At 64.5% G+C, this 15,353-nt stretch carries 24 protein-coding genes; 4 read left to right on the forward strand and 20 right to left on the reverse strand.

What is annotated here, in order from left to right; translation table 11 throughout:
• The 13 genes from B7Y49_RS07735 to B7Y49_RS07795 form a co-directional block, all read right to left on the reverse strand.
• On the reverse strand, nucleotides 1-1,645 hold a 1,645-nt coding region (locus B7Y49_RS07735; protein ID WP_374127008.1), incomplete at its 3' end, for a TIGR02217 family protein.
• Entirely contained in the window at nucleotides 1,645-2,214 is a 570-nt protein-coding gene (locus B7Y49_RS07740; protein ID WP_374127009.1) for a tail tape measure protein, read from the reverse strand. The genes B7Y49_RS07735 and B7Y49_RS07740, both read right to left, overlap by 1 nt.
• On the reverse strand, nucleotides 2,207-2,401 hold the full coding sequence (locus tag B7Y49_RS07745) for a phage tail assembly chaperone (protein WP_374127010.1): 195 nt from the start codon (nucleotides 2,399-2,401) through the stop codon (nucleotides 2,207-2,209). Before B7Y49_RS07745 ends, B7Y49_RS07740 begins: the two co-directional genes overlap by 8 nt.
• Complete coding sequence (locus tag B7Y49_RS07750; RefSeq protein ID WP_374127011.1) at nucleotides 2,398-2,724, reverse strand: gene transfer agent family protein; 327 nt, start codon at nucleotides 2,722-2,724, stop codon at nucleotides 2,398-2,400. The genes B7Y49_RS07745 and B7Y49_RS07750 overlap by 4 nt, the downstream gene beginning before the upstream one ends.
• Complete coding sequence (locus B7Y49_RS07755; protein ID WP_374127012.1) at nucleotides 2,721-3,128, reverse strand: phage tail tube protein; 408 nt, start codon at nucleotides 3,126-3,128, stop codon at nucleotides 2,721-2,723. The genes B7Y49_RS07750 and B7Y49_RS07755 overlap by 4 nt, the downstream gene beginning before the upstream one ends.
• Before the next feature lie 12 nt (nucleotides 3,129-3,140).
• Entirely contained in the window at nucleotides 3,141-3,539 is a 399-nt protein-coding gene (locus B7Y49_RS07760; RefSeq protein WP_374127013.1) for a DUF3168 domain-containing protein, read from the reverse strand.
• A complete protein-coding gene (locus B7Y49_RS07765) occupies nucleotides 3,536-3,751 on the reverse strand; it encodes a hypothetical protein (protein ID WP_374127014.1) in 216 nt (71 codons plus the stop codon). Before B7Y49_RS07765 ends, B7Y49_RS07760 begins: the two co-directional genes overlap by 4 nt.
• The gene (locus B7Y49_RS07770; RefSeq protein ID WP_374127015.1) at nucleotides 3,748-4,314 is read right to left on the reverse strand and encodes a hypothetical protein; all 567 of its coding nucleotides are present in this window, start codon (nucleotides 4,312-4,314) and stop codon (nucleotides 3,748-3,750) included. Before B7Y49_RS07770 ends, B7Y49_RS07765 begins: the two co-directional genes overlap by 4 nt.
• 99 nt (nucleotides 4,315-4,413) lie before the next feature.
• The gene (locus tag B7Y49_RS07775; RefSeq protein WP_374127016.1) at nucleotides 4,414-5,466 is read right to left on the reverse strand and encodes a phage major capsid protein; all 1,053 of its coding nucleotides are present in this window, start codon (nucleotides 5,464-5,466) and stop codon (nucleotides 4,414-4,416) included.
• A gap of 124 nt (nucleotides 5,467-5,590) precedes the next feature.
• Nucleotides 5,591-5,869, reverse strand: a complete 279-nt coding sequence (locus tag B7Y49_RS07780; protein ID WP_374127017.1) for a BrnA antitoxin family protein — start codon at nucleotides 5,867-5,869, stop codon at nucleotides 5,591-5,593.
• On the reverse strand, nucleotides 5,862-6,119 hold the full coding sequence (locus B7Y49_RS07785) for a BrnT family toxin (RefSeq protein WP_374127018.1): 258 nt from the start codon (nucleotides 6,117-6,119) through the stop codon (nucleotides 5,862-5,864). Before B7Y49_RS07785 ends, B7Y49_RS07780 begins: the two co-directional genes overlap by 8 nt.
• Nucleotides 6,120-6,159: 40 nt before the next feature.
• Nucleotides 6,160-6,546, reverse strand: a complete 387-nt coding sequence (locus B7Y49_RS07790) for an HK97 family phage prohead protease (protein WP_374127019.1) — start codon at nucleotides 6,544-6,546, stop codon at nucleotides 6,160-6,162.
• Complete coding sequence (locus tag B7Y49_RS07795) at nucleotides 6,543-6,851, reverse strand: DUF6127 family protein (protein ID WP_374127020.1); 309 nt, start codon at nucleotides 6,849-6,851, stop codon at nucleotides 6,543-6,545. Before B7Y49_RS07795 ends, B7Y49_RS07790 begins: the two co-directional genes overlap by 4 nt.
• A gap of 80 nt (nucleotides 6,852-6,931) precedes the next feature.
• Here B7Y49_RS07795 and B7Y49_RS07800 point away from each other — a divergent pair, with 80 nt between their 5' ends.
• A complete protein-coding gene (locus tag B7Y49_RS07800) occupies nucleotides 6,932-7,060 on the forward strand; it encodes a hypothetical protein (RefSeq protein WP_374127021.1) in 129 nt (42 codons plus the stop codon).
• Here the strand turns inward: B7Y49_RS07800 and B7Y49_RS07805 are convergent.
• Together B7Y49_RS07805 and B7Y49_RS07810 are read right to left on the reverse strand one after the other, a co-directional pair.
• Nucleotides 7,057-8,169 carry a phage portal protein gene (locus tag B7Y49_RS07805; RefSeq protein WP_374127022.1) on the reverse strand — a complete coding sequence of 371 codons (1,113 nt, stop codon included), beginning with the start codon at nucleotides 8,167-8,169 and terminating at the stop codon, nucleotides 7,057-7,059. The two genes, B7Y49_RS07800 and B7Y49_RS07805, sit on opposite strands and share 4 nt — an antisense overlap.
• Before the next feature lie 22 nt (nucleotides 8,170-8,191).
• Nucleotides 8,192-8,860: a spermidine synthase gene (locus tag B7Y49_RS07810; RefSeq protein ID WP_374127023.1), complete on the reverse strand. Its 669-nt coding sequence runs from the start codon at nucleotides 8,858-8,860 to the stop codon at nucleotides 8,192-8,194.
• 177 nt (nucleotides 8,861-9,037) lie between these two features.
• Between B7Y49_RS07810 and B7Y49_RS07815 the strand changes: the two genes are divergently transcribed.
• Nucleotides 9,038-9,325 (forward strand): hypothetical protein, encoded by a 288-nt coding sequence (locus tag B7Y49_RS07815; RefSeq protein ID WP_374127024.1) that lies wholly within the window; start codon nucleotides 9,038-9,040, stop codon nucleotides 9,323-9,325.
• Here B7Y49_RS07815 and B7Y49_RS07820 read toward each other — a convergent pair.
• The 3 genes from B7Y49_RS07820 to B7Y49_RS07830 all read right to left on the reverse strand — a co-directional run bounded on the left by B7Y49_RS07820 (nucleotide 9,322) and on the right by B7Y49_RS07830 (nucleotide 11,808).
• Complete coding sequence (locus B7Y49_RS07820; protein ID WP_374127025.1) at nucleotides 9,322-10,614, reverse strand: DNA-packaging protein; 1,293 nt, start codon at nucleotides 10,612-10,614, stop codon at nucleotides 9,322-9,324. The genes B7Y49_RS07815 and B7Y49_RS07820 overlap by 4 nt on opposite strands.
• On the reverse strand, nucleotides 10,614-11,051 hold the full coding sequence (locus B7Y49_RS07825) for a hypothetical protein (protein ID WP_374127026.1): 438 nt from the start codon (nucleotides 11,049-11,051) through the stop codon (nucleotides 10,614-10,616). The genes B7Y49_RS07820 and B7Y49_RS07825 overlap by 1 nt, the downstream gene beginning before the upstream one ends.
• A gap of 160 nt (nucleotides 11,052-11,211) precedes the next feature.
• On the reverse strand, nucleotides 11,212-11,808 hold the full coding sequence (locus tag B7Y49_RS07830; protein WP_374127027.1) for an outer membrane protein: 597 nt from the start codon (nucleotides 11,806-11,808) through the stop codon (nucleotides 11,212-11,214).
• Between the two features lie 302 nt (nucleotides 11,809-12,110).
• Between B7Y49_RS07830 and B7Y49_RS07835 the strand changes: the two genes are divergently transcribed.
• Together B7Y49_RS07835 and B7Y49_RS07840 are read left to right on the forward strand one after the other, a co-directional pair.
• Nucleotides 12,111-13,070, forward strand: a complete 960-nt coding sequence (locus B7Y49_RS07835) for a sodium-dependent bicarbonate transport family permease (RefSeq protein WP_374127028.1) — start codon at nucleotides 12,111-12,113, stop codon at nucleotides 13,068-13,070.
• A 2-nt stretch (nucleotides 13,071-13,072) separates the two neighbouring features.
• Entirely contained in the window at nucleotides 13,073-13,381 is a 309-nt protein-coding gene (locus B7Y49_RS07840) for a P-II family nitrogen regulator (protein WP_374127029.1), read from the forward strand.
• A gap of 21 nt (nucleotides 13,382-13,402) precedes the next feature.
• Here B7Y49_RS07840 and B7Y49_RS07845 read toward each other — a convergent pair whose 3' ends face one another.
• On the reverse strand, nucleotides 13,403-14,593 hold the full coding sequence (locus B7Y49_RS07845; protein ID WP_374127030.1) for an ATP-binding protein: 1,191 nt from the start codon (nucleotides 14,591-14,593) through the stop codon (nucleotides 13,403-13,405).
• Nucleotides 14,590-15,309, reverse strand: a complete 720-nt coding sequence (locus B7Y49_RS07850) for a response regulator (RefSeq protein ID WP_374127031.1) — start codon at nucleotides 15,307-15,309, stop codon at nucleotides 14,590-14,592. The genes B7Y49_RS07845 and B7Y49_RS07850 overlap by 4 nt, the downstream gene beginning before the upstream one ends.
• Nucleotides 15,310-15,353: the final 44 nt, after the last annotated feature.

Raw genomic sequence — 15,353 nt, forward strand, 5'->3', positions numbered from 1 at the left:
CCTGTGGCAGCGCCCAGATATAGGTCCGCGCCACCCCGCGCTGTTCCGCGCGCATGGCTGCTTCATCAATCGCCGCCCACCGCGCCCGGTCGTCTGGCCGAGCGACAAACCCGGCGAGATAATGTTGCTGTTCAACGAGATAGCCCAGCCGCGCACACGCCAGCGCTACCCCCGCCTCGCTCAGCCCCACCTGCCCACGCGACGCCCAGTCATAATCCTCCAATTGCAGCACATCGAAAGCGGGCTTTGCCCAGCCGACCGGCAGGTTCATCCGCTGCACTTCGGGTGCGTTCTCATCGAGGATGCTCGGCAGATACGCGAGCACAAGCGTTTGGCATCCGGGTGCCACGGCTTTCACCGCGTTCACCAGCGCAGCGGTCGATGCCGCCAGCATGGCGCCCGCCTGATCCAGCAGCGCGATTGCCGCCGCCGATTTCGGCCCGCGCACATCGGTGATGACGGGTGGGTTACTGCCAAAGGCAGCACGGGCGGCATCGTCATAAAGACAAGGGCGGCCATCGGGCATCACCCACCACCAGGGCTCGCCGACCTGGAATTTGGGCGCCAACCCCGCCGCCAGCGCAATGGCGATAAAAGCCTGCGCGATCTGCCGCAGATACCCCATCGCGCCGGGATGCGCGGGCGACAGCAAGGTCGATGGCGGCACCCACCCGGTCAGCGCCGGGCTGCCATCGGCAGCGCGCTGCTTCCAGTCGCCCCAACAATAGGCATCGAACAATTCGTAGCTAAGCGACCAGATGATACCATAGCCAAGCGCCCGTGCCCGCTCGGCGAAATCGCGGTGCCAGGCCGCGGTCGCGACGTTGATCGCCCCGCCCGCCAGGCTCGCATAAAACCCGCCCGAATTCGCCTCGAGCCGGAGATAGTGGCTCATCCCGACATAATGGATGATGTCGCCGCGATAGCCGAGCTGCAGCGCCGCTCGCAGCAGCCGGGCGGGCGTCACGTTATAACTATCGTCATAGCCGCTCGCGATGCCAATGCCGTGTTCGGGCACCATCACATCGCCGATCGCCAGCACCGAACCCGGCCCGTCGCAAACGATATCGCTCAGCGTCAGTTGCACTTCGGCCGGACCCGGCAGGTTGGCGCCAAGCCCCGAATAGCCATGGGGCACGATCGAGATGAACAGCCGGTCGACATCGCCCGCCCACACCGGATCGCCCTCGTCAGGCAACAGAAAGCCGGCGTCAAGCGCATCGAAATCGATTGCGATTAACGCGTCCTCCGGCGAACCGCTGGCATAGTTCCATAGCCGCACGAACCAGGCGCGTGGATTGCCCGTCGCATCGCGCCCCTCGATCGTCAGCGTCGGGCCGTTGACGGCATTGAGCGGCATCACCCCCGCCGACTGCCAGCGAAACCGAAGCGTGCACCCGCGATAATCGCGCGCGGTTTCATAGCGCAGCAGCGGGTGATCGATCACGTCCTCGCTTGCCCAGATCAGCCCGGCAAGGTCATCGGTACGGTAGAACATCGCATCGACGCGAAGGCCATCGGGCGCCGTCGACACAACACTCGCCATCATCGGGCGCGGAAAGTTTACCGTCCAGAAACGCGGATCGAAGCGTGTAACAACACCTTCATCCTGCACCGTCCGTTCGGTTGCCAGCCAATGGCCCATCAGCTGTCTGCCGCGTCGATCGCGGCGCGCACCGCCCGCGCGACTTGCCTGCTCGATCGGGTAAGCGCCTGCAGGGCATCGCCGCCTCCTGCCCGACCGGCATTGATCGTAATCGCGATCCGCACATCGCGCCCGCCACCGCCGGGCGAACCGGTATCGATCCGCCCGCTGCTGGTTGGCACGAACAGTTCAGGCCCACGCTCGCCCACCATATAGGCCCGGCCCGGCGTCACCGGCCCGCCCGTCGCGCGACCGGGCGCGCCCAACAGGCCGCCAATCACCCCGGCCAGACCACCGCTTGCGCCACCGAAAAGCGCGTCCAGTCCGCCGCGGATCGCCCCGCTCGCAATCTCACCAAGCGCCGACAGCGCCAGCCGCTTGAGATCGTCAAACCCCAGCTTGCCGGTACGCACCGCGCGCAACAGCGCATTCTCGATCCCGCGCCCGGCAGCATCCGCCGCGCGTTCCAGCGGCCCGCCCAGCGACCCCCTGATCTGCTCGACATCGCGCACAAAGCCGCTGGTATCGGCGCGGATTCGCACCACCAGCCGATCGATTTCCTCATCCATCGGGGAAAGCCTCCATCAATTGCGCGATTTCATGGCGGGTCGGGGGCGGCGGCGCGGCATCGCCCGCAAGCGCGCGCAGCACCGCTTCGAGCTCCGCCGGGGTGGCTCGCCAGAATGCATCAGGCGACCAGCCGAGCAGCGCACCCGCCATCCCCGACAGTCGCCCGGCCGCATCAGTGAAATTCATCGACCGGACAGGATTTGCCCGAGCAGCACGCGCAGCACCGGGGTCGCCTGGGCCAGCCCCGCCGCCGCCACCGCCTCCCCCAGCCGATCGCGGGTCATCCCCTCGGGGCACTCGGCCAGGCAGTGCCAGAACAGGCCGACCATCTCGCCCAGCGCCAGCCGCCCGTCCGCTGCACGTTCGACCAGGGCAAACAGCGGCCCCAGTTCCTGCTCGGCGGCGACCAAAGCCTGAAAGCTCGGCCGCAGCACCAGCGGTACGCCGCCGACGCGCAAGGTCGCTTCGCCCCGTGCAGTGTTGGCAATGGCCGTTTCGGTGCCGCTCATGCGCTTATCACCGCGCCGCTGCTTTCCAGATTCAGCGTGTAGCTACGCTCGCCGTTGTAATCGCCAGCATAATCAAGCCGCGTCACCAGGAACCGCCCGGTGAGCGTCTCGCCGCTTTCAAAGCTCAGCCGGTAATCGTCGATCACCCCCGCTAGTGCATTATTCTTGATCCGCACTTCGGCTGCAGACCCCGTAAACACCCCGGCGCCTGACACGCTCACCGATCGCACGCCTGCTCCCGACAGCAATTCGCGCCACGCGCCTGAATCCTTTGAGGTGATCGCCACTGCCTCGCCATTGATCGACAGCTGCGTCGTGCGCAGCCCACCAATCGTCGCGTAGCTAACCGGCGAACCGCCATTCCCCACCTTCAACAGAAAGGCACTGCCTTTTTCCGCTGCCATGATCTCTGCTCCTTATGCTGTTTCAAGAATCCGGACCCGGTGCTCGACGATCGCCACCCATGCCCCCGGCCCGTCGCGGATGATGCGGGATCGCAGCAGGGCCAGGCTCGCGATCCGCCACCCGCCCAGATCAGCGGGGATCGCCGCCATCGCTGCGTCTGCCGCCGCTGCCAGGGCATGCAGCCGCGCAGGGCCTTGCGCTCGATCGCGGATGAAAATTGCCGGGCGAAGCTCACACCCTGCCAGCCCCTTTGCGCCCCAATCGATGACAACCAGCTCGCCGAGTTCGGCATAAGGCGCGGTCGCCTTCACGGCTGGCCCCTCGAACACACCGTTCAGGGCACCGCCAAACGCCACGTCGTTGCGCAATGCCGCCAGCATCGCGATGTGTAACAGGGCTGCCGCGCTCACCGCAGCAACCGCCCGATCCAGCGCAGCCGCGGATCACGCACCAGCCGCCGCAGCAGCCCGCGCCCCTTCAGCTCAATGCCCTGCTCGACCGCGCTGACGACGACCGGCAATTCATCGCCGATGGCGCGCTCGATTTCCTCCACGCCGCGCGCGATCGCTGCATCCTTGGCGGCTTTCGCGATTGTTTTGGCGCGCTCCTCAATGCGGCTCATGTGTGCACCGCCCGGGCCGTCGCCAGCCCACGAAAGGGTCGCCACAGCGCGGTGATCGCGGCGGGTGGTGGCCGGGTCGTGTCGCGCTCGCTGAACAGATACCCCGCCAGCAGAACCGCCCCCTGCCGCACCGGGGCGGGCAGGCTGGTCCATGCCTCGGCGCGCCCGGCAATGCACGTCACGCGCAATTGCGCGGCACCGCCACCGTCGATCAGCCGCACCCAGCCATCGCCGCGCGCATCGATATCAATTTCATAGGCGTTGACCGGCAGCACCGTTGCAGTGCCAGCCGCTGTGAGCCCTTCGACCTGCGTGATCGCCTGTACCGGCGCGGCCAGCAACCGCTGCCAGCCGGATAGCGCCGGCAAATTCTGCCGCACCGTCCGCGTGATCAGCACCTGGCCCAGAAACTGTTCGGCCAGGCCAAGTGCCGTTTCAGCCAGTGCCGCAATCAGCACGTCATCATCGCTGCTGTCGATCCGCAGCATCGTCTTGACCGCCGCGACCGCGCTCGCGCGGTCCGTCGTCCCGAGCAGCACGCTGCCGGGTTCACCATTATTCATCATCCAGGTCCTTTTGTTGGCCGCGCTATCAGCGATTTACGCCGCACAGCACCGGATCAGCGATCGGGCTGATCCGGTGCCGCGTCGGCACACCGTCGATCAGGCGAGGGCGAACTTCATCAGCTTGATCGCTTCCGAATTGCTCACACAGCCGCCGATGCGCTTGGTCGCGTAGAAATTCACGAACGGCTTGTTCGAATAGGGATCACGCAGGATCGCTGTCTCGGTCCGCTCGGCGATAATGTACCCGGCGCGGAAATCGCCGAACGCGATCGACAGGCTGTTCGCGGCGATATCGGGCATGTCGTCCGCCTCGATCACCGGATAGCCAAGCAAGGTGGCGGGCTGCCCCGCCGCAAGGCTCGGGCTCCACAGGAACGCGCCATCGCTGGTCTTGAACTTGCGGATCCGCGCCAACGTGCTCGAATTCATCACGAAGCTGCCATTCTGACGATATGGCCCGCGCAGCGTTTGCACCAGGTCGATCAGTTTGTCCTGCGGATTGGCGGCAAAATCCCCCGCCGCGCCGCTTGCCACATATTGCAGCGTGCCAAAGGCGCGCGTTGCATCGGCGGTGGCGGCATTGGGGGCCTGCAGGAACCCCTTGGGCCGGTTGGTGCCGTTGCCGTTCACGAACGCCGCCCCTTCGGCCTTGGCGAATTCCATCGCGATTTCGCCCGCCAGCCACGCCTCGACATCGAATTGCGCATCATCGAGCATCGCCTGGCTCGCGCTGGGGTTGGCGAACAGCTCACCCATCGATGGCGCGATCTCGACAAATGTCGGCGTCGCGGTTTCGGCCCGCGCGCCTGTTTCCGCTGCCCAGCCCGAAGGTGTGCCGCCGGTGGTGATCAGCTTGCGATAGCCGGCCGAGCCGACCTTCACGACATTGGCGATGCTGCGAATGGGCGAGATGCTTTTCAGCGTGGCATCAATCACGGCATCGATTTCACGCGGCACCGCAAAGCCCCCCGCATCGCCCGTCACCCCCGTAAACGCCTTCATCTCGACGCTCGCGCCGCTCCGCAGAAACGTCTCGAACGCCGCGCCACCGGGCTCGCGCGCGCCACTCAACACCGGCCGCACCACGCCACCGGGCACCTCGACATGCTCAAAGCTCGCCTCGAGCGCATCCATCGTCACATCAGTCATGTCATTCTCCCAACACAAAAAACTCCCCGCGAATATCCCGGGGAGGAAAGCCATCCGGCGGATGGCGGAAGGGCGACAGCGATTGCCGCCCCGATCTGGTTTGCGGGCTAGTCTTCTGTAGCGATCAGCGCTTCTTGCGTGCCTCGCGTTCCAACACAGCCACGGCGCGGGTTTGCCAACCCGGTCCACCTGCCTTGAAATGATCGATCACGTCGCGCGGCAAACGAAGCGAAACCTGTTGCCGCTCGCTTCGCAAAGTGCCGACAGGACGACCTGGTTTACGCACCAGCGCGGCGGCGATAGGGTGCGGATGCACCCCATCTGCCGGGCGAGCACGAGCAAAATCCTCCTCTGTCCACAAGGGGTTTTCATCAAAATCAGCCGGCGGTGGGGGCTTAGGCATAACGCTGCATCTCCTTGTCATGGGCCCGCCGAAAACTGATGGCGCGAATGCCCCTCGCTGTCTCGCAATAGACCAGACAGAACCCTGCCCCGCCAATCCGCCCAAACGCCCGAAATCGCGTTTCGCCATAGTCGTAGCGGTCGTCGACAATCACGACCGGTGGGGTATCAAACCCTTGAAAATCCGACAGCGCGATGCCGTGCTTCACCAAATTGGCAGCGTCTTTTGCGGGATCAAAGTCTATCTTCACCTAATTTACCGTAGATGCAAATAATTAACCGGGCAAGCGATTATTCGCCGCTCACCCAGGGTGTCACCGCATGCACCCTGGCCAGCGGCTGCATCGGCTGCGCGACCAAGCTCACCTCGATCAAATCGACCGCCTTCAACTCACGGACGGGACCATGTCGCGCCGCCTTCACCCGATAACCGAATGACAGCCCTTTCACCCCGCCGCCGCGCACCAGCCCGGCGAGCCGCGCATCATCGATCCGGCCGATCACGCGCAGACCCCGCTTGTCCTCGCTCAGCTGCTCAATCACGCCAACGGGTGCCCCGTGATGCTGCCACAGCAACGGCACCGGCACGATCCGCCCGAACGCGCCGGGGCGCACCACATCACCGCCCCGGTCGACCGCGTCGAACACCGCCGCATAGCCCGCAAAGCGCACGCTCATTTGCCCCAGCCCGCCAGTCCCTGCTGCACGGCGATGCCTGCAATGCCGACCGCACCAAGCAACCGAACCAGCCAGGCAAGCCCGGTTTTCCAGAGCGACGCCTTGGCATCGCGCCACGCGGCGAGAAGCTCGCGAAGCTCGCCCAGGTCACGCCCTGCGCCGGCATCATCAAGCCCCATCCGCACTAACGCGCGGGTTGCGCCCAGATCGCCCGATTCCTCGACGATCGCGCGCAATGTCGAAAGATCTGCACCTTGTTCCTGCGCCTGCGTTACCAGCTGCACGAGTACCGTCCCATCATTCATATTGACCTCCTGCTTGTCGCGACGACTTGGCCTGATAGGTTTTGACGATGTCGCGAAAATGGATTTTGATTTTGGTCGTCTTGATCGCGCTCGTTGCGATCACCGAGCCCACAATTGATCGCGTGCGGGAATTTCTCGCCGTCGATTCATGTCTGGATTCCGGAGGGCGCTGGGATGAAAAACGCCAGCGCTGCGATCACGGCGCTTAAAGCCCCACCATCGCTCGTTTCTCCTCCAATGTCAGAAATTCGGCGGCCGACACTTGCCGCCACAGCCGCTCGCGGTCCTCGGCAAGCGCGGTCACCCGGTCGAGATCCACGCCGATCGCCGCACCCCCAAACCAGCCGCGTAACCCTTGCACCAGCCCGGCAAAGATCGTCTCGGCCAGCGGCAGGATCGACAGCCGCCACAGCGCCCGGTTCGCCTCGACATAATTGGCATAAGTCGCGTCGCCTGGCAGGCCGAGCAACATCGGCGGCACCCCGAACGCCATCGCAATCTCCCGCGCGGCTGCCGCCTTGGTGCCGGCAAAATCCATGTCGGCGGGCGACATACTCAATGGCTGCCAGCGCAGGCCGCCCTCCAGCAGCATCGGCCGCCCGGCATTGCCGCTGCCCGAAAAGCTCGCATCCATTTCAGCGCGCAACCGATCGAACTGTTCGCGCGACAGCGGCGATCCGTCACTCGGTTCATAGACCAGCGCGCAGGAAGGCCGCGCGGCATTGTCGAGGAGCGCCTTGTTCCACCGCGCCGCTGCATTGTGCACCGCAATCGCCCCCGATGCCGCGCCCAGACAGCCAAGTCCGTAATGATCATCGCTCGGGTTGAACGCCTTCAGATGCACGATCTGCGGCCGCCCGCCCGGATCATCCCCCGTCAGCCGCGTCACCTGTTCCCCGACGCGGTAGCGATAGGCGGCGGGCCAGCCCCGCGCATCAGGTTCCACGGTCACCCGCTCGGGCCGCAACGCGAACAGCTCGACCAGTTCGCCGTCGCCATCGGTGAGAAACTGGACATAGGCATTGCCGTGCAGCAGCAATTGCGCCGCCAAAGTTTCCGCCAGCACCTGCCCGCCCGATCGCGCCGCCAGCAGCGCCAGGATCGCCGGATCGGATGCGGTCAGCGGCGCGCCGCCCAGCCCCTGCGCCACCAGCCGCACGGCGCGCTGGGCAATCGCATTGCGCCCATAACCCTCGCGCAATTGCGCCTCATAGGACGCAGGCCACTCGCCGAGCATCGCCCCGGGGCCAAGCGCATAACGCGATAAAGCCGGGCGCGATTGCTCACGCCCGGCTGATTTCCAGCCAAAGATGTTCATGTTTTTCTCCGAACGGTGGGCCTCAGCCCGCCTTGGTTCCCACCCAGATCACATGCCGCGCGCCCTTGCCGCTCGCGCGGGCCCGCACCACCACTTCATCCACTGCGAACCCCGCATCGCGCATCCGCCGTGCGAACACATCATCGCTCGCCGCTGACCACACCGCCAACACCCCGCCCGCGGACAAGGCGTCCTTCGCCGCCGTCAGACCGGTCATCGTGTAGAGCCCGTCATTGCCCTTGCGGGTCAGCCCGTCGGGACCGTTATCGACGTCGAGCAGGATCGCATCGAACTTTGCGCGACCTCCCCTGATCACCGCGCCGACATCAGCCTCCACCACCGCCACGCGGGGATCATCCAGGCACCCGGCGGCAAAATCCGCCATTGGCCCCTTCGCCCAAGCGATCACGGCAGGCACCAGCTCCGCCACCGTCACCCGCGCTTTCGGCCCGAGCCGCGCGAGCAACGTCCGCAACGTAAAGCCCATGCCATACCCACCGACCAGCACCCGCGCATCCGCCCCCACCCGGTCGCACGCCAAATTGGCCAACGCCTCCTCCGAACCGCTCATCCGGCTCGACATCAATTCCTCGCGGCTCAGCATGATGAACCAGTCGGTCCCGCGCCGCACCAGCCGCATCTCGCCGCCGCCGGGCACCTGGGTGGTGTCAATCAGTTCACGTGGAATCATGGCGTGGCCTTAGATGGGGATGACGTGAAAGAGAACCATTGCCCCCTCCGTCATGCTGAACTCGTTTCAGCATCCACCGCGCCACCCGGTCTGTCGTCAATGAGGCGCGCTGGACCCTGAAACAAGTTCAGGGTGACGAATTTGTCGAATAGCGCACACCTCATTATACTCACCCCCATGCCGATGACCTTCGCCTCCTCGCCCATCGTGACCGCCGGCCTCGTCGTGCTGTTCGGTGTGCCCATCATCCTCTTCCTCTGGTGGGCGGCCGATGAGGATAGCGCGCGGCGCAAGCTTGGCTGGCTCAGCCCCTATATGCTCGTCATCATCCCGATCTATTCGGCGCTGATCGCCGGTGTCGGCTGGCTGTTCCAAGATCCACACACGTTAATGCTCGGCGGCGTCGTTGCCGCCTTCACGCTGAAGCCGGTTTACGATGCGTGGCGGCGCAAGCGGCGGGGTTAAAGTACCCGCACCGCCGCCACGCGCTTGCGCCCCAGCATCAACTCGCTCAACCCCCATACCAGGGCATCGGCGCGGTCCGGCGATCGTCCCGGCCCTTCATAACCGCCGCCCGTAATCAGCCCGCACAGCTCATCCTCCAGCGCCGGAAAGGCCCCTAGGTGCCGCACCCGTCCGCCTTCATACAGCGCGGCGACCGGTTCGGCGCGCGCCACCTTCCCCCGCGACGCATGCACCAGCCGCACCGGCAGCGCAGCATCGGCAGCGATCAGCACGCTTTTCACCATCGCACCGCCATTATTCGCTTCCGCCACCACCCGATCGGCACCGTGACGCGCAGCGCATGCCGCCACGGCGAGCGCCCATCCCTCTGGCCCCACCCCGCTGACGGTTGCATCCTCCAGCACATAACCGATCCCGTCATTGCCTAGCGCCACTGCCACGATGCCGCAGGCATCACCGCCAACGCTCGCGCTCGGATCGACCGCGACCACGACGCGCACCAACGGCGGTAGCGTTCGCACTCTGCATTCTTCCAACAGCGCCCGCGTCCACAGCGCACCAACCAGATCCTCGATCAGTTCGCCATCCAGCTCCTGCCGGCCGAGCCGTGTGCCGCCATAATCAGCGGTCATCGCTGAGATGAACGCATCGGGCAGCATCCGGTTATCCTGCGTCCTCCCCGTCACGGTGACTGTATCGGCGGCGGCACGAAGCGCGCGCAGCAACGAAATCGGGCGCGGCGTCGTCGTAACCAGCGCGCGCGGCTGCTGCCCCACCCGAAGGCCCATCATCAGCATGTCCCAACTTTCCTGGGGATAGGCCCATTTGGCGAGTTCATCGCCCCAAGCATGACTGTGTTGCGGCCCGCGCAGAGCATCCGGATTCTCCCCCGAATAGCAAAGCGCCTGCGCCCCGGATCGCCACACCAGCCGCCCGCGCGACGGCTCCCATTTCGGGCGGGTCGCGGCAGGCGAAATCGCCAGGATACCGCTTTCCCCCTCGATCATCACCCGGCGTACATCGCCGATCGTCGCGCCAATCAGTCCGATTCGTGCTTCGCCATCACTTTCGGCAACGCTGCGTACCCATTCCGCCCCGGCCCGCGTTTTGCCAAAGCCGCGCCCTGCCAACATCAGCCACACTCGCCATTCACCCGGCGGCGGCAGTTGGCGCGGGTCTGCCCAGAACGACCAATCATTGAGCAGCGCGCGCCAGTCGCCAATCCCGTTCAACAGGGTTGCTCGATCAGGCGCTGCTGCAAGTCTTGCCGCCAGGCTAATCGCGCGCATCAATCGTTCCCGTCCAGCCGCGCGAGCCGCCGCAACACCTCTGCCCGCGCGGCATCGTCATTGCTTTCCACCGCCACTTCGGCGTGGAGGCGCGCATAGACCTCCGGACGCTTCGCCTTGAGCATGAACATCGCCAGCGCATCCGAATAATTGCGGACCGTGCCGACCTTCTTACCGGCATAGAAAACCGGCTTTGCCACGCCGCGCTTGGCACGCTCGATCACCAGCTGCTCAAGCTCGTCGAGCGCCTCGGCGATGGCGGCATCCCATTGGCTGGCAAAGGCTGCGGTCTTAGCCCGGTGCTCGTACAGCGCCGATGTCGATACCCCGGCCAGCTTGGCCGATTTGCTGACATTGGCGTTCTTCGCCAGATGCTGCAGAAAGGTAGCGCGACGCGCGGTGATCGTCGGTGACTTCGTCGTTGCCTTCTGCGCCATCATTGTTCCCAAAACAAAGGGGCGGCCCGGCTTTCGCCCGACCGCCCCTAATGGCTCCACGTCCTCATCGCCGAATCACAATTCTTCAGCGTTCCTGATATGTACCGAAACAGCGTGACGATGTCAAGATGAAATAACCGATCTGGTTATTTAATTGCCCTCAGAACTTGAATACGGCACCAAGCGCCGCCTTGTTCGCGCGCAGGGTGCGATCATACACGGTCCGATTATATTCGGCCCGCAGCGAGATGTGCCGGTTCACCGCCAGCTCAGCACCGCCGCCATAAGTGATCCCGCCGTCGGTTTGCTCCCGCACCAACCGGGGGCCCGCCGCCGGGATTGTGGTGCGATCGGTCTGCAGCCAGCGATAACCCGCCCGCCCATAAACCAGCAGTCCGGGCGTCAATGTAGAGCCAAAGCGCGCGGTAAGATCATAGGTCAGCCCTGGATCGACGAGATATTGGCCGCGCGTTCCGGTCTGGCGCACGGCCTTGCCGCCGCCGCCTGTGGCCCCTTCGGCGCCCAGCACGATGTTACCGATCTGAACGTCATAGCCGATGAAAGTACGGTATCCGACCCCATCCTTTCTTGCGCTGCGCGTTGCGCCAATATTGCCAGGGTCCTGACGAACGCTGATGCGATCGTGGCTCACCTCGACGCCAGACGAGAACCCGTTGAACCGGGGCGCATCCTCGGCATGGGCAATATGGGGAACGACGAACAGAATGAATGCGCCTGCGGCAATAAACAGCTTCATGAAAAACCTCCTTTAGTGAACGATGATCGTCGGCTTGGGTGCCGTTGATGATCGAGTGATGGAGGTGTCTCGTGGAGCACGCGTCAGTTGAGTGTGGAGATTTAGGGGAGAAGATTTGCCCGGATCAGCCGCAATAGCGGACGCATGCACCGGTACGATCTCGATGCAGTAGTTCGCGTCGATGGACAATCAGCGCCACCTTTGCAACAGGAGCCCGCCTGACGGATGTTCCCGCGTTGGCGGGGCCATGCACAGGCTTTTGTCGACTGAATGTTTGTGTGTGCAGGCTTGAGGAGCAGATTTTGGGACCCATCGACACACTTCTTTCCCCTGTCATCCTGTTTTTCGTACTTGGCGTGCTCGCCGCCGCCGTTCGCTCCGATCTTGCAATCCCCGAAGCCATGGCAAAGGCCATGTCGCTGTTTCTGATGGCCGCGATCGGCCTGAAAGGGGGTGTGCAGGTATCGGAAGCCGGTTTCAGCGGGGGAATGATTGCGGCAAGTGCGGCCGGATTGGTTCTCAGTTTCGTTCTGCCCTTCCTCGCCTTTGCCGCCTTGCGCAGCTTCGGACGGCTTGACACCCTCAACGCGGGAGCAGTCGCCGCCCATTATGGCTCGGTCAGCGTGGTGACCTTTGCAACTGCGAGCGAGGCGTTGACGCGGGGCGGCATCGCGCCAGCCGGCTACATGGTGGCGGTGCTGGCGGTGATGGAAACCCCTGCCATTGTATCGGGAATGCTACTTGCGAAGCGTGGTAACCAGGGGCAGCCGCGCACCGGCGGGCATTTGTGGCGCGAGGTTTTCTTCAACGGCTCGGTGGTGCTCTTGCTTGGCGCATTCGCCATTGGAGCGATCGTAGGCAAGGCGAAATATGAACCGATCGCCCCGATGTTCACCGGGCTCTGGTCGGGCATCCTGTGCCTGTTCCTGCTGGACATGGGGCTGATCGCGGTTCGGCGGCTGCGCGACAGCCAAGCAATAACGCTCCGCCTCGCGATCCTTGGGGTTGCATTGCCCATTATCAACGGCTTGATCGGCGCGATCGTTGCACGGCTTGTCGGCCTTGACGTTGGAAGCGCGGCGGCGCTGTCGATCCTCGCGGCAAGTGCCTCCTATATTGCGGTTCCAGCGGCAATGCGGCTCGCCCTGCCCAAGGCCGACGCCGGCATTTACCTGTCGATGAGCCTTGCCATTACCTTCCCGTTCAATATCGTTTTCGGCATTCCCCTGTTCATCGCGCTGTCGACGGCGCTGGCGAGGTAACCATGACTGAACTCGTGCAGCGCAAACGGCTGGAAATCATCGCCGATCTTGAGTTCGCTGACTGGTTGGCGGACGAAGCCGACGCCGTCGGCATCACGCATTTCACGATCGTGCCGACGCTCGGTGGGAAAGGTGCCCATGGGCGCTGGCGCAACGATGGCGTGGGTGGTCAGGGAAAATGCCTGTTCATCACCGTGACGAGCGGCATTCGGGCAAGTGCGCTGATTGACCGAATTGGGCCGTTGCTATCCGACTATCGCATGGTACTGGATCTAGCCGACGTCGAGGTGGTGCGGGGCGATCGCTTCTGATCGCATCCGCGTCACCACCCCTTACGCAACGTCCCGCAACGGTTGCACCGGCGGCAAAACCATCTCGAACACGGCGCCGCCCCCGGCACGCGGGCGCAAGGTCGCCTGGCCGTGATGCGCAACGGCAATCGCGCGCACCACCGACAGGCCAAGCCCCGATCCGCCGCTAACCCGCGCACGTGACATCTCGGCGCGCCAGAAGCGCTCGAACGCGCGTGCCGCCGCCGCCTCACTCAACCCCGGCCCGCGATCGAGCACGCGCAACACCACCGATCCGTCGTGAAAACTCGTCTCGACCTCCAGTGGCCCGCTGTCGGGGGCATATCGAATCGCATTGCTCAGCACCGCTACCAGCGCCTGACGCAGCCGGGCAGCATCGCCGAGCATCGGCGCGTGCGCCAGATTGCAGATCACGGTGAGCCCGGCGGCTTCGAGATCGGGTCGCATGGCCTCGATCGTCGGTCGCACCTCATCGGCCAGGTCAATCGTCGCCACTTCAAGCACCAGCTGGTTTGAATTAACAAGGCTGATCGTCCGCAAATCATCGACCAGCCCGGTCAGCGCATCGACCTGGTGAATCAAGCTGTCGATCTGCCGGGCGTCGGGCGCGAAGACGCCGTCCTGAATGCCGTGCAGCCGCCCGCTTAACACGGTCAGCGGCGTGCGCAGTTCGTGCGCGATGGCGGCAGTGCTTTCCTTCAACTCACGCTCGGCATGCTCCAGCGACTCGGCCGTCGCGTTGAAATCCTGGGTCAGCTGGTCTTCCTCGATCGAGGCGAAGCGTACCGACGTGGCCCGCGCATCGAGCCGCCCCTCGGCCACCGCGCGTGCCGCAGCGGCTACGTCGTTCAGCCCGCCCCCCACCCGCCGCAACAGAATCGCACCGACGCCGAATGCACCCAGCGCCGCCGTTACGGTGAAGATGAACAACGCAATGAACGATCTGTTTATAATATCTTGCTGGATCACCTTATGATCCCTCAACAGCGCTCGGATCTGATCGGGCTCTGGTACCCGCCCCGCCTCGAATGCGACGCCGGCCTTGCGCGCTTCGGGCGACAACGAATCCAGGATGCGCGTTTGCTCAAAAATGTCGTAAATCTGGGATTCGGTGATGACGATCGCCGCGCAAATGAGCACCGATACCGCCAGCACCGTGGCAAGCTGAGTTGAGAGCAACCATCGCTTGCTCAACCGCGCGCGCCAGCTCACGCCGCTTCCAACCTATATCCGATACCGCGCACCCCCGCACACAGCCCGACAGCGCCAGCGGCCTCCAGCTTGCGGCGGAGCTTGCTCATATGGCTATCAACCGTGCGTTCGAGCGCATCCCCCTCGGGCAGGCACGCATCGAGCAATGCCGCGCGGGTGAACACGCGCGACGGGCTGCGCGCGAGGTGCGCGAGCAAGCGATATTCGGTCAGCGTCAGATCGAGCGTCGCCGGCGCGTCGCCACCCGTCACGCGAGCGATATAGGCTTCGGGGTCAATCTCAATCGGCCCCCAGCGGATCGTGCGATCCCCCGCGTTTTCACCGCGGACCCGCCGCAGCACGGCCTTGACGCGCGCAACCACTTCAAGCGGGTTGAACGGCTTGATGACATAATCATCGGCACCGAGACTAAGCGCGAGCAGCTTGTCGAGATCTTCCGCGCGCGCTGTCGCCATGATGACCGGGGTACCACCGCGTCGGCGAATTTCACCCAGCACGGCCACCCCATCCAGCTTGGGCATCTGCACATCGAGCAGCACCAGATCGGGCCGCAGCGTCTGGTGATGCATCAACGCGACCTCACCATCGCCCGCCGTGACGGTGCGAAACCCCTCCCGGTCGAGATAGGCTGTCAGGATCTGCGCAATATCGGCATCATCCTCGGCAATCAGGATCAGCGCGTTATCGGTCGGTCGGTTCTGGCTGGCGTCAGTCATCGCTCATCCTCTGGCGGTACGCGTATCATGCGCATCAGTGCCAT

The sequence above is a fragment of the Sphingomonas sp. 28-62-11 genome, from assembly GCF_002278865.1.
Taxonomy (GTDB): Bacteria; Pseudomonadota; Alphaproteobacteria; order Sphingomonadales; family Sphingomonadaceae; genus Sphingomonas.

What these genes read in the sequence shown, in the direction of transcription:
- B7Y49_RS07740 (WP_374127009.1), bottom strand. Translation starts at nt 2,214, where the DNA reads ATGGATGAGGAAATCGATCGGCTGGTGGTGCGAATCCGCGCCGATACC.
- B7Y49_RS07745 (WP_374127010.1), bottom strand. Translation starts at nt 2,401, where the DNA reads ATGAATTTCACTGATGCGGCCGGGCGACTGTCGGGGATGGCGGGTGCG.
- B7Y49_RS07750 (WP_374127011.1), bottom strand. Translation starts at nt 2,724, where the DNA reads ATGAGCGGCACCGAAACGGCCATTGCCAACACTGCACGGGGCGAAGCG.
- B7Y49_RS07755 (WP_374127012.1), bottom strand. Translation starts at nt 3,128, where the DNA reads ATGGCAGCGGAAAAAGGCAGTGCCTTTCTGTTGAAGGTGGGGAATGGC.
- B7Y49_RS07765 (WP_374127014.1), bottom strand. Translation starts at nt 3,751, where the DNA reads ATGAGCCGCATTGAGGAGCGCGCCAAAACAATCGCGAAAGCCGCCAAG.
- B7Y49_RS07770 (WP_374127015.1), bottom strand. Translation starts at nt 4,314, where the DNA reads ATGAATAATGGTGAACCCGGCAGCGTGCTGCTCGGGACGACGGACCGC.
- B7Y49_RS07775 (WP_374127016.1), bottom strand. Translation starts at nt 5,466, where the DNA reads ATGACTGATGTGACGATGGATGCGCTCGAGGCGAGCTTTGAGCATGTC.
- B7Y49_RS07780 (WP_374127017.1), bottom strand. Translation starts at nt 5,869, where the DNA reads ATGCCTAAGCCCCCACCGCCGGCTGATTTTGATGAAAACCCCTTGTGG.
- B7Y49_RS07790 (WP_374127019.1), bottom strand. Translation starts at nt 6,546, where the DNA reads ATGAGCGTGCGCTTTGCGGGCTATGCGGCGGTGTTCGACGCGGTCGAC.
- B7Y49_RS07795 (WP_374127020.1), bottom strand. Translation starts at nt 6,851, where the DNA reads ATGAATGATGGGACGGTACTCGTGCAGCTGGTAACGCAGGCGCAGGAA.
- B7Y49_RS07805 (WP_374127022.1), bottom strand. Translation starts at nt 8,169, where the DNA reads ATGAACATCTTTGGCTGGAAATCAGCCGGGCGTGAGCAATCGCGCCCG.
- B7Y49_RS07810 (WP_374127023.1), bottom strand. Translation starts at nt 8,860, where the DNA reads ATGATTCCACGTGAACTGATTGACACCACCCAGGTGCCCGGCGGCGGC.
- B7Y49_RS07815 (WP_374127024.1), top strand. Translation starts at nt 9,038, where the DNA reads ATGCCGATGACCTTCGCCTCCTCGCCCATCGTGACCGCCGGCCTCGTC.
- B7Y49_RS07820 (WP_374127025.1), bottom strand. Translation starts at nt 10,614, where the DNA reads ATGCGCGCGATTAGCCTGGCGGCAAGACTTGCAGCAGCGCCTGATCGA.
- B7Y49_RS07825 (WP_374127026.1), bottom strand. Translation starts at nt 11,051, where the DNA reads ATGGCGCAGAAGGCAACGACGAAGTCACCGACGATCACCGCGCGTCGC.
- B7Y49_RS07830 (WP_374127027.1), bottom strand. Translation starts at nt 11,808, where the DNA reads ATGAAGCTGTTTATTGCCGCAGGCGCATTCATTCTGTTCGTCGTTCCC.
- B7Y49_RS07840 (WP_374127029.1), top strand. Translation starts at nt 13,073, where the DNA reads ATGACTGAACTCGTGCAGCGCAAACGGCTGGAAATCATCGCCGATCTT.
- B7Y49_RS07850 (WP_374127031.1), bottom strand. Translation starts at nt 15,309, where the DNA reads ATGACTGACGCCAGCCAGAACCGACCGACCGATAACGCGCTGATCCTG.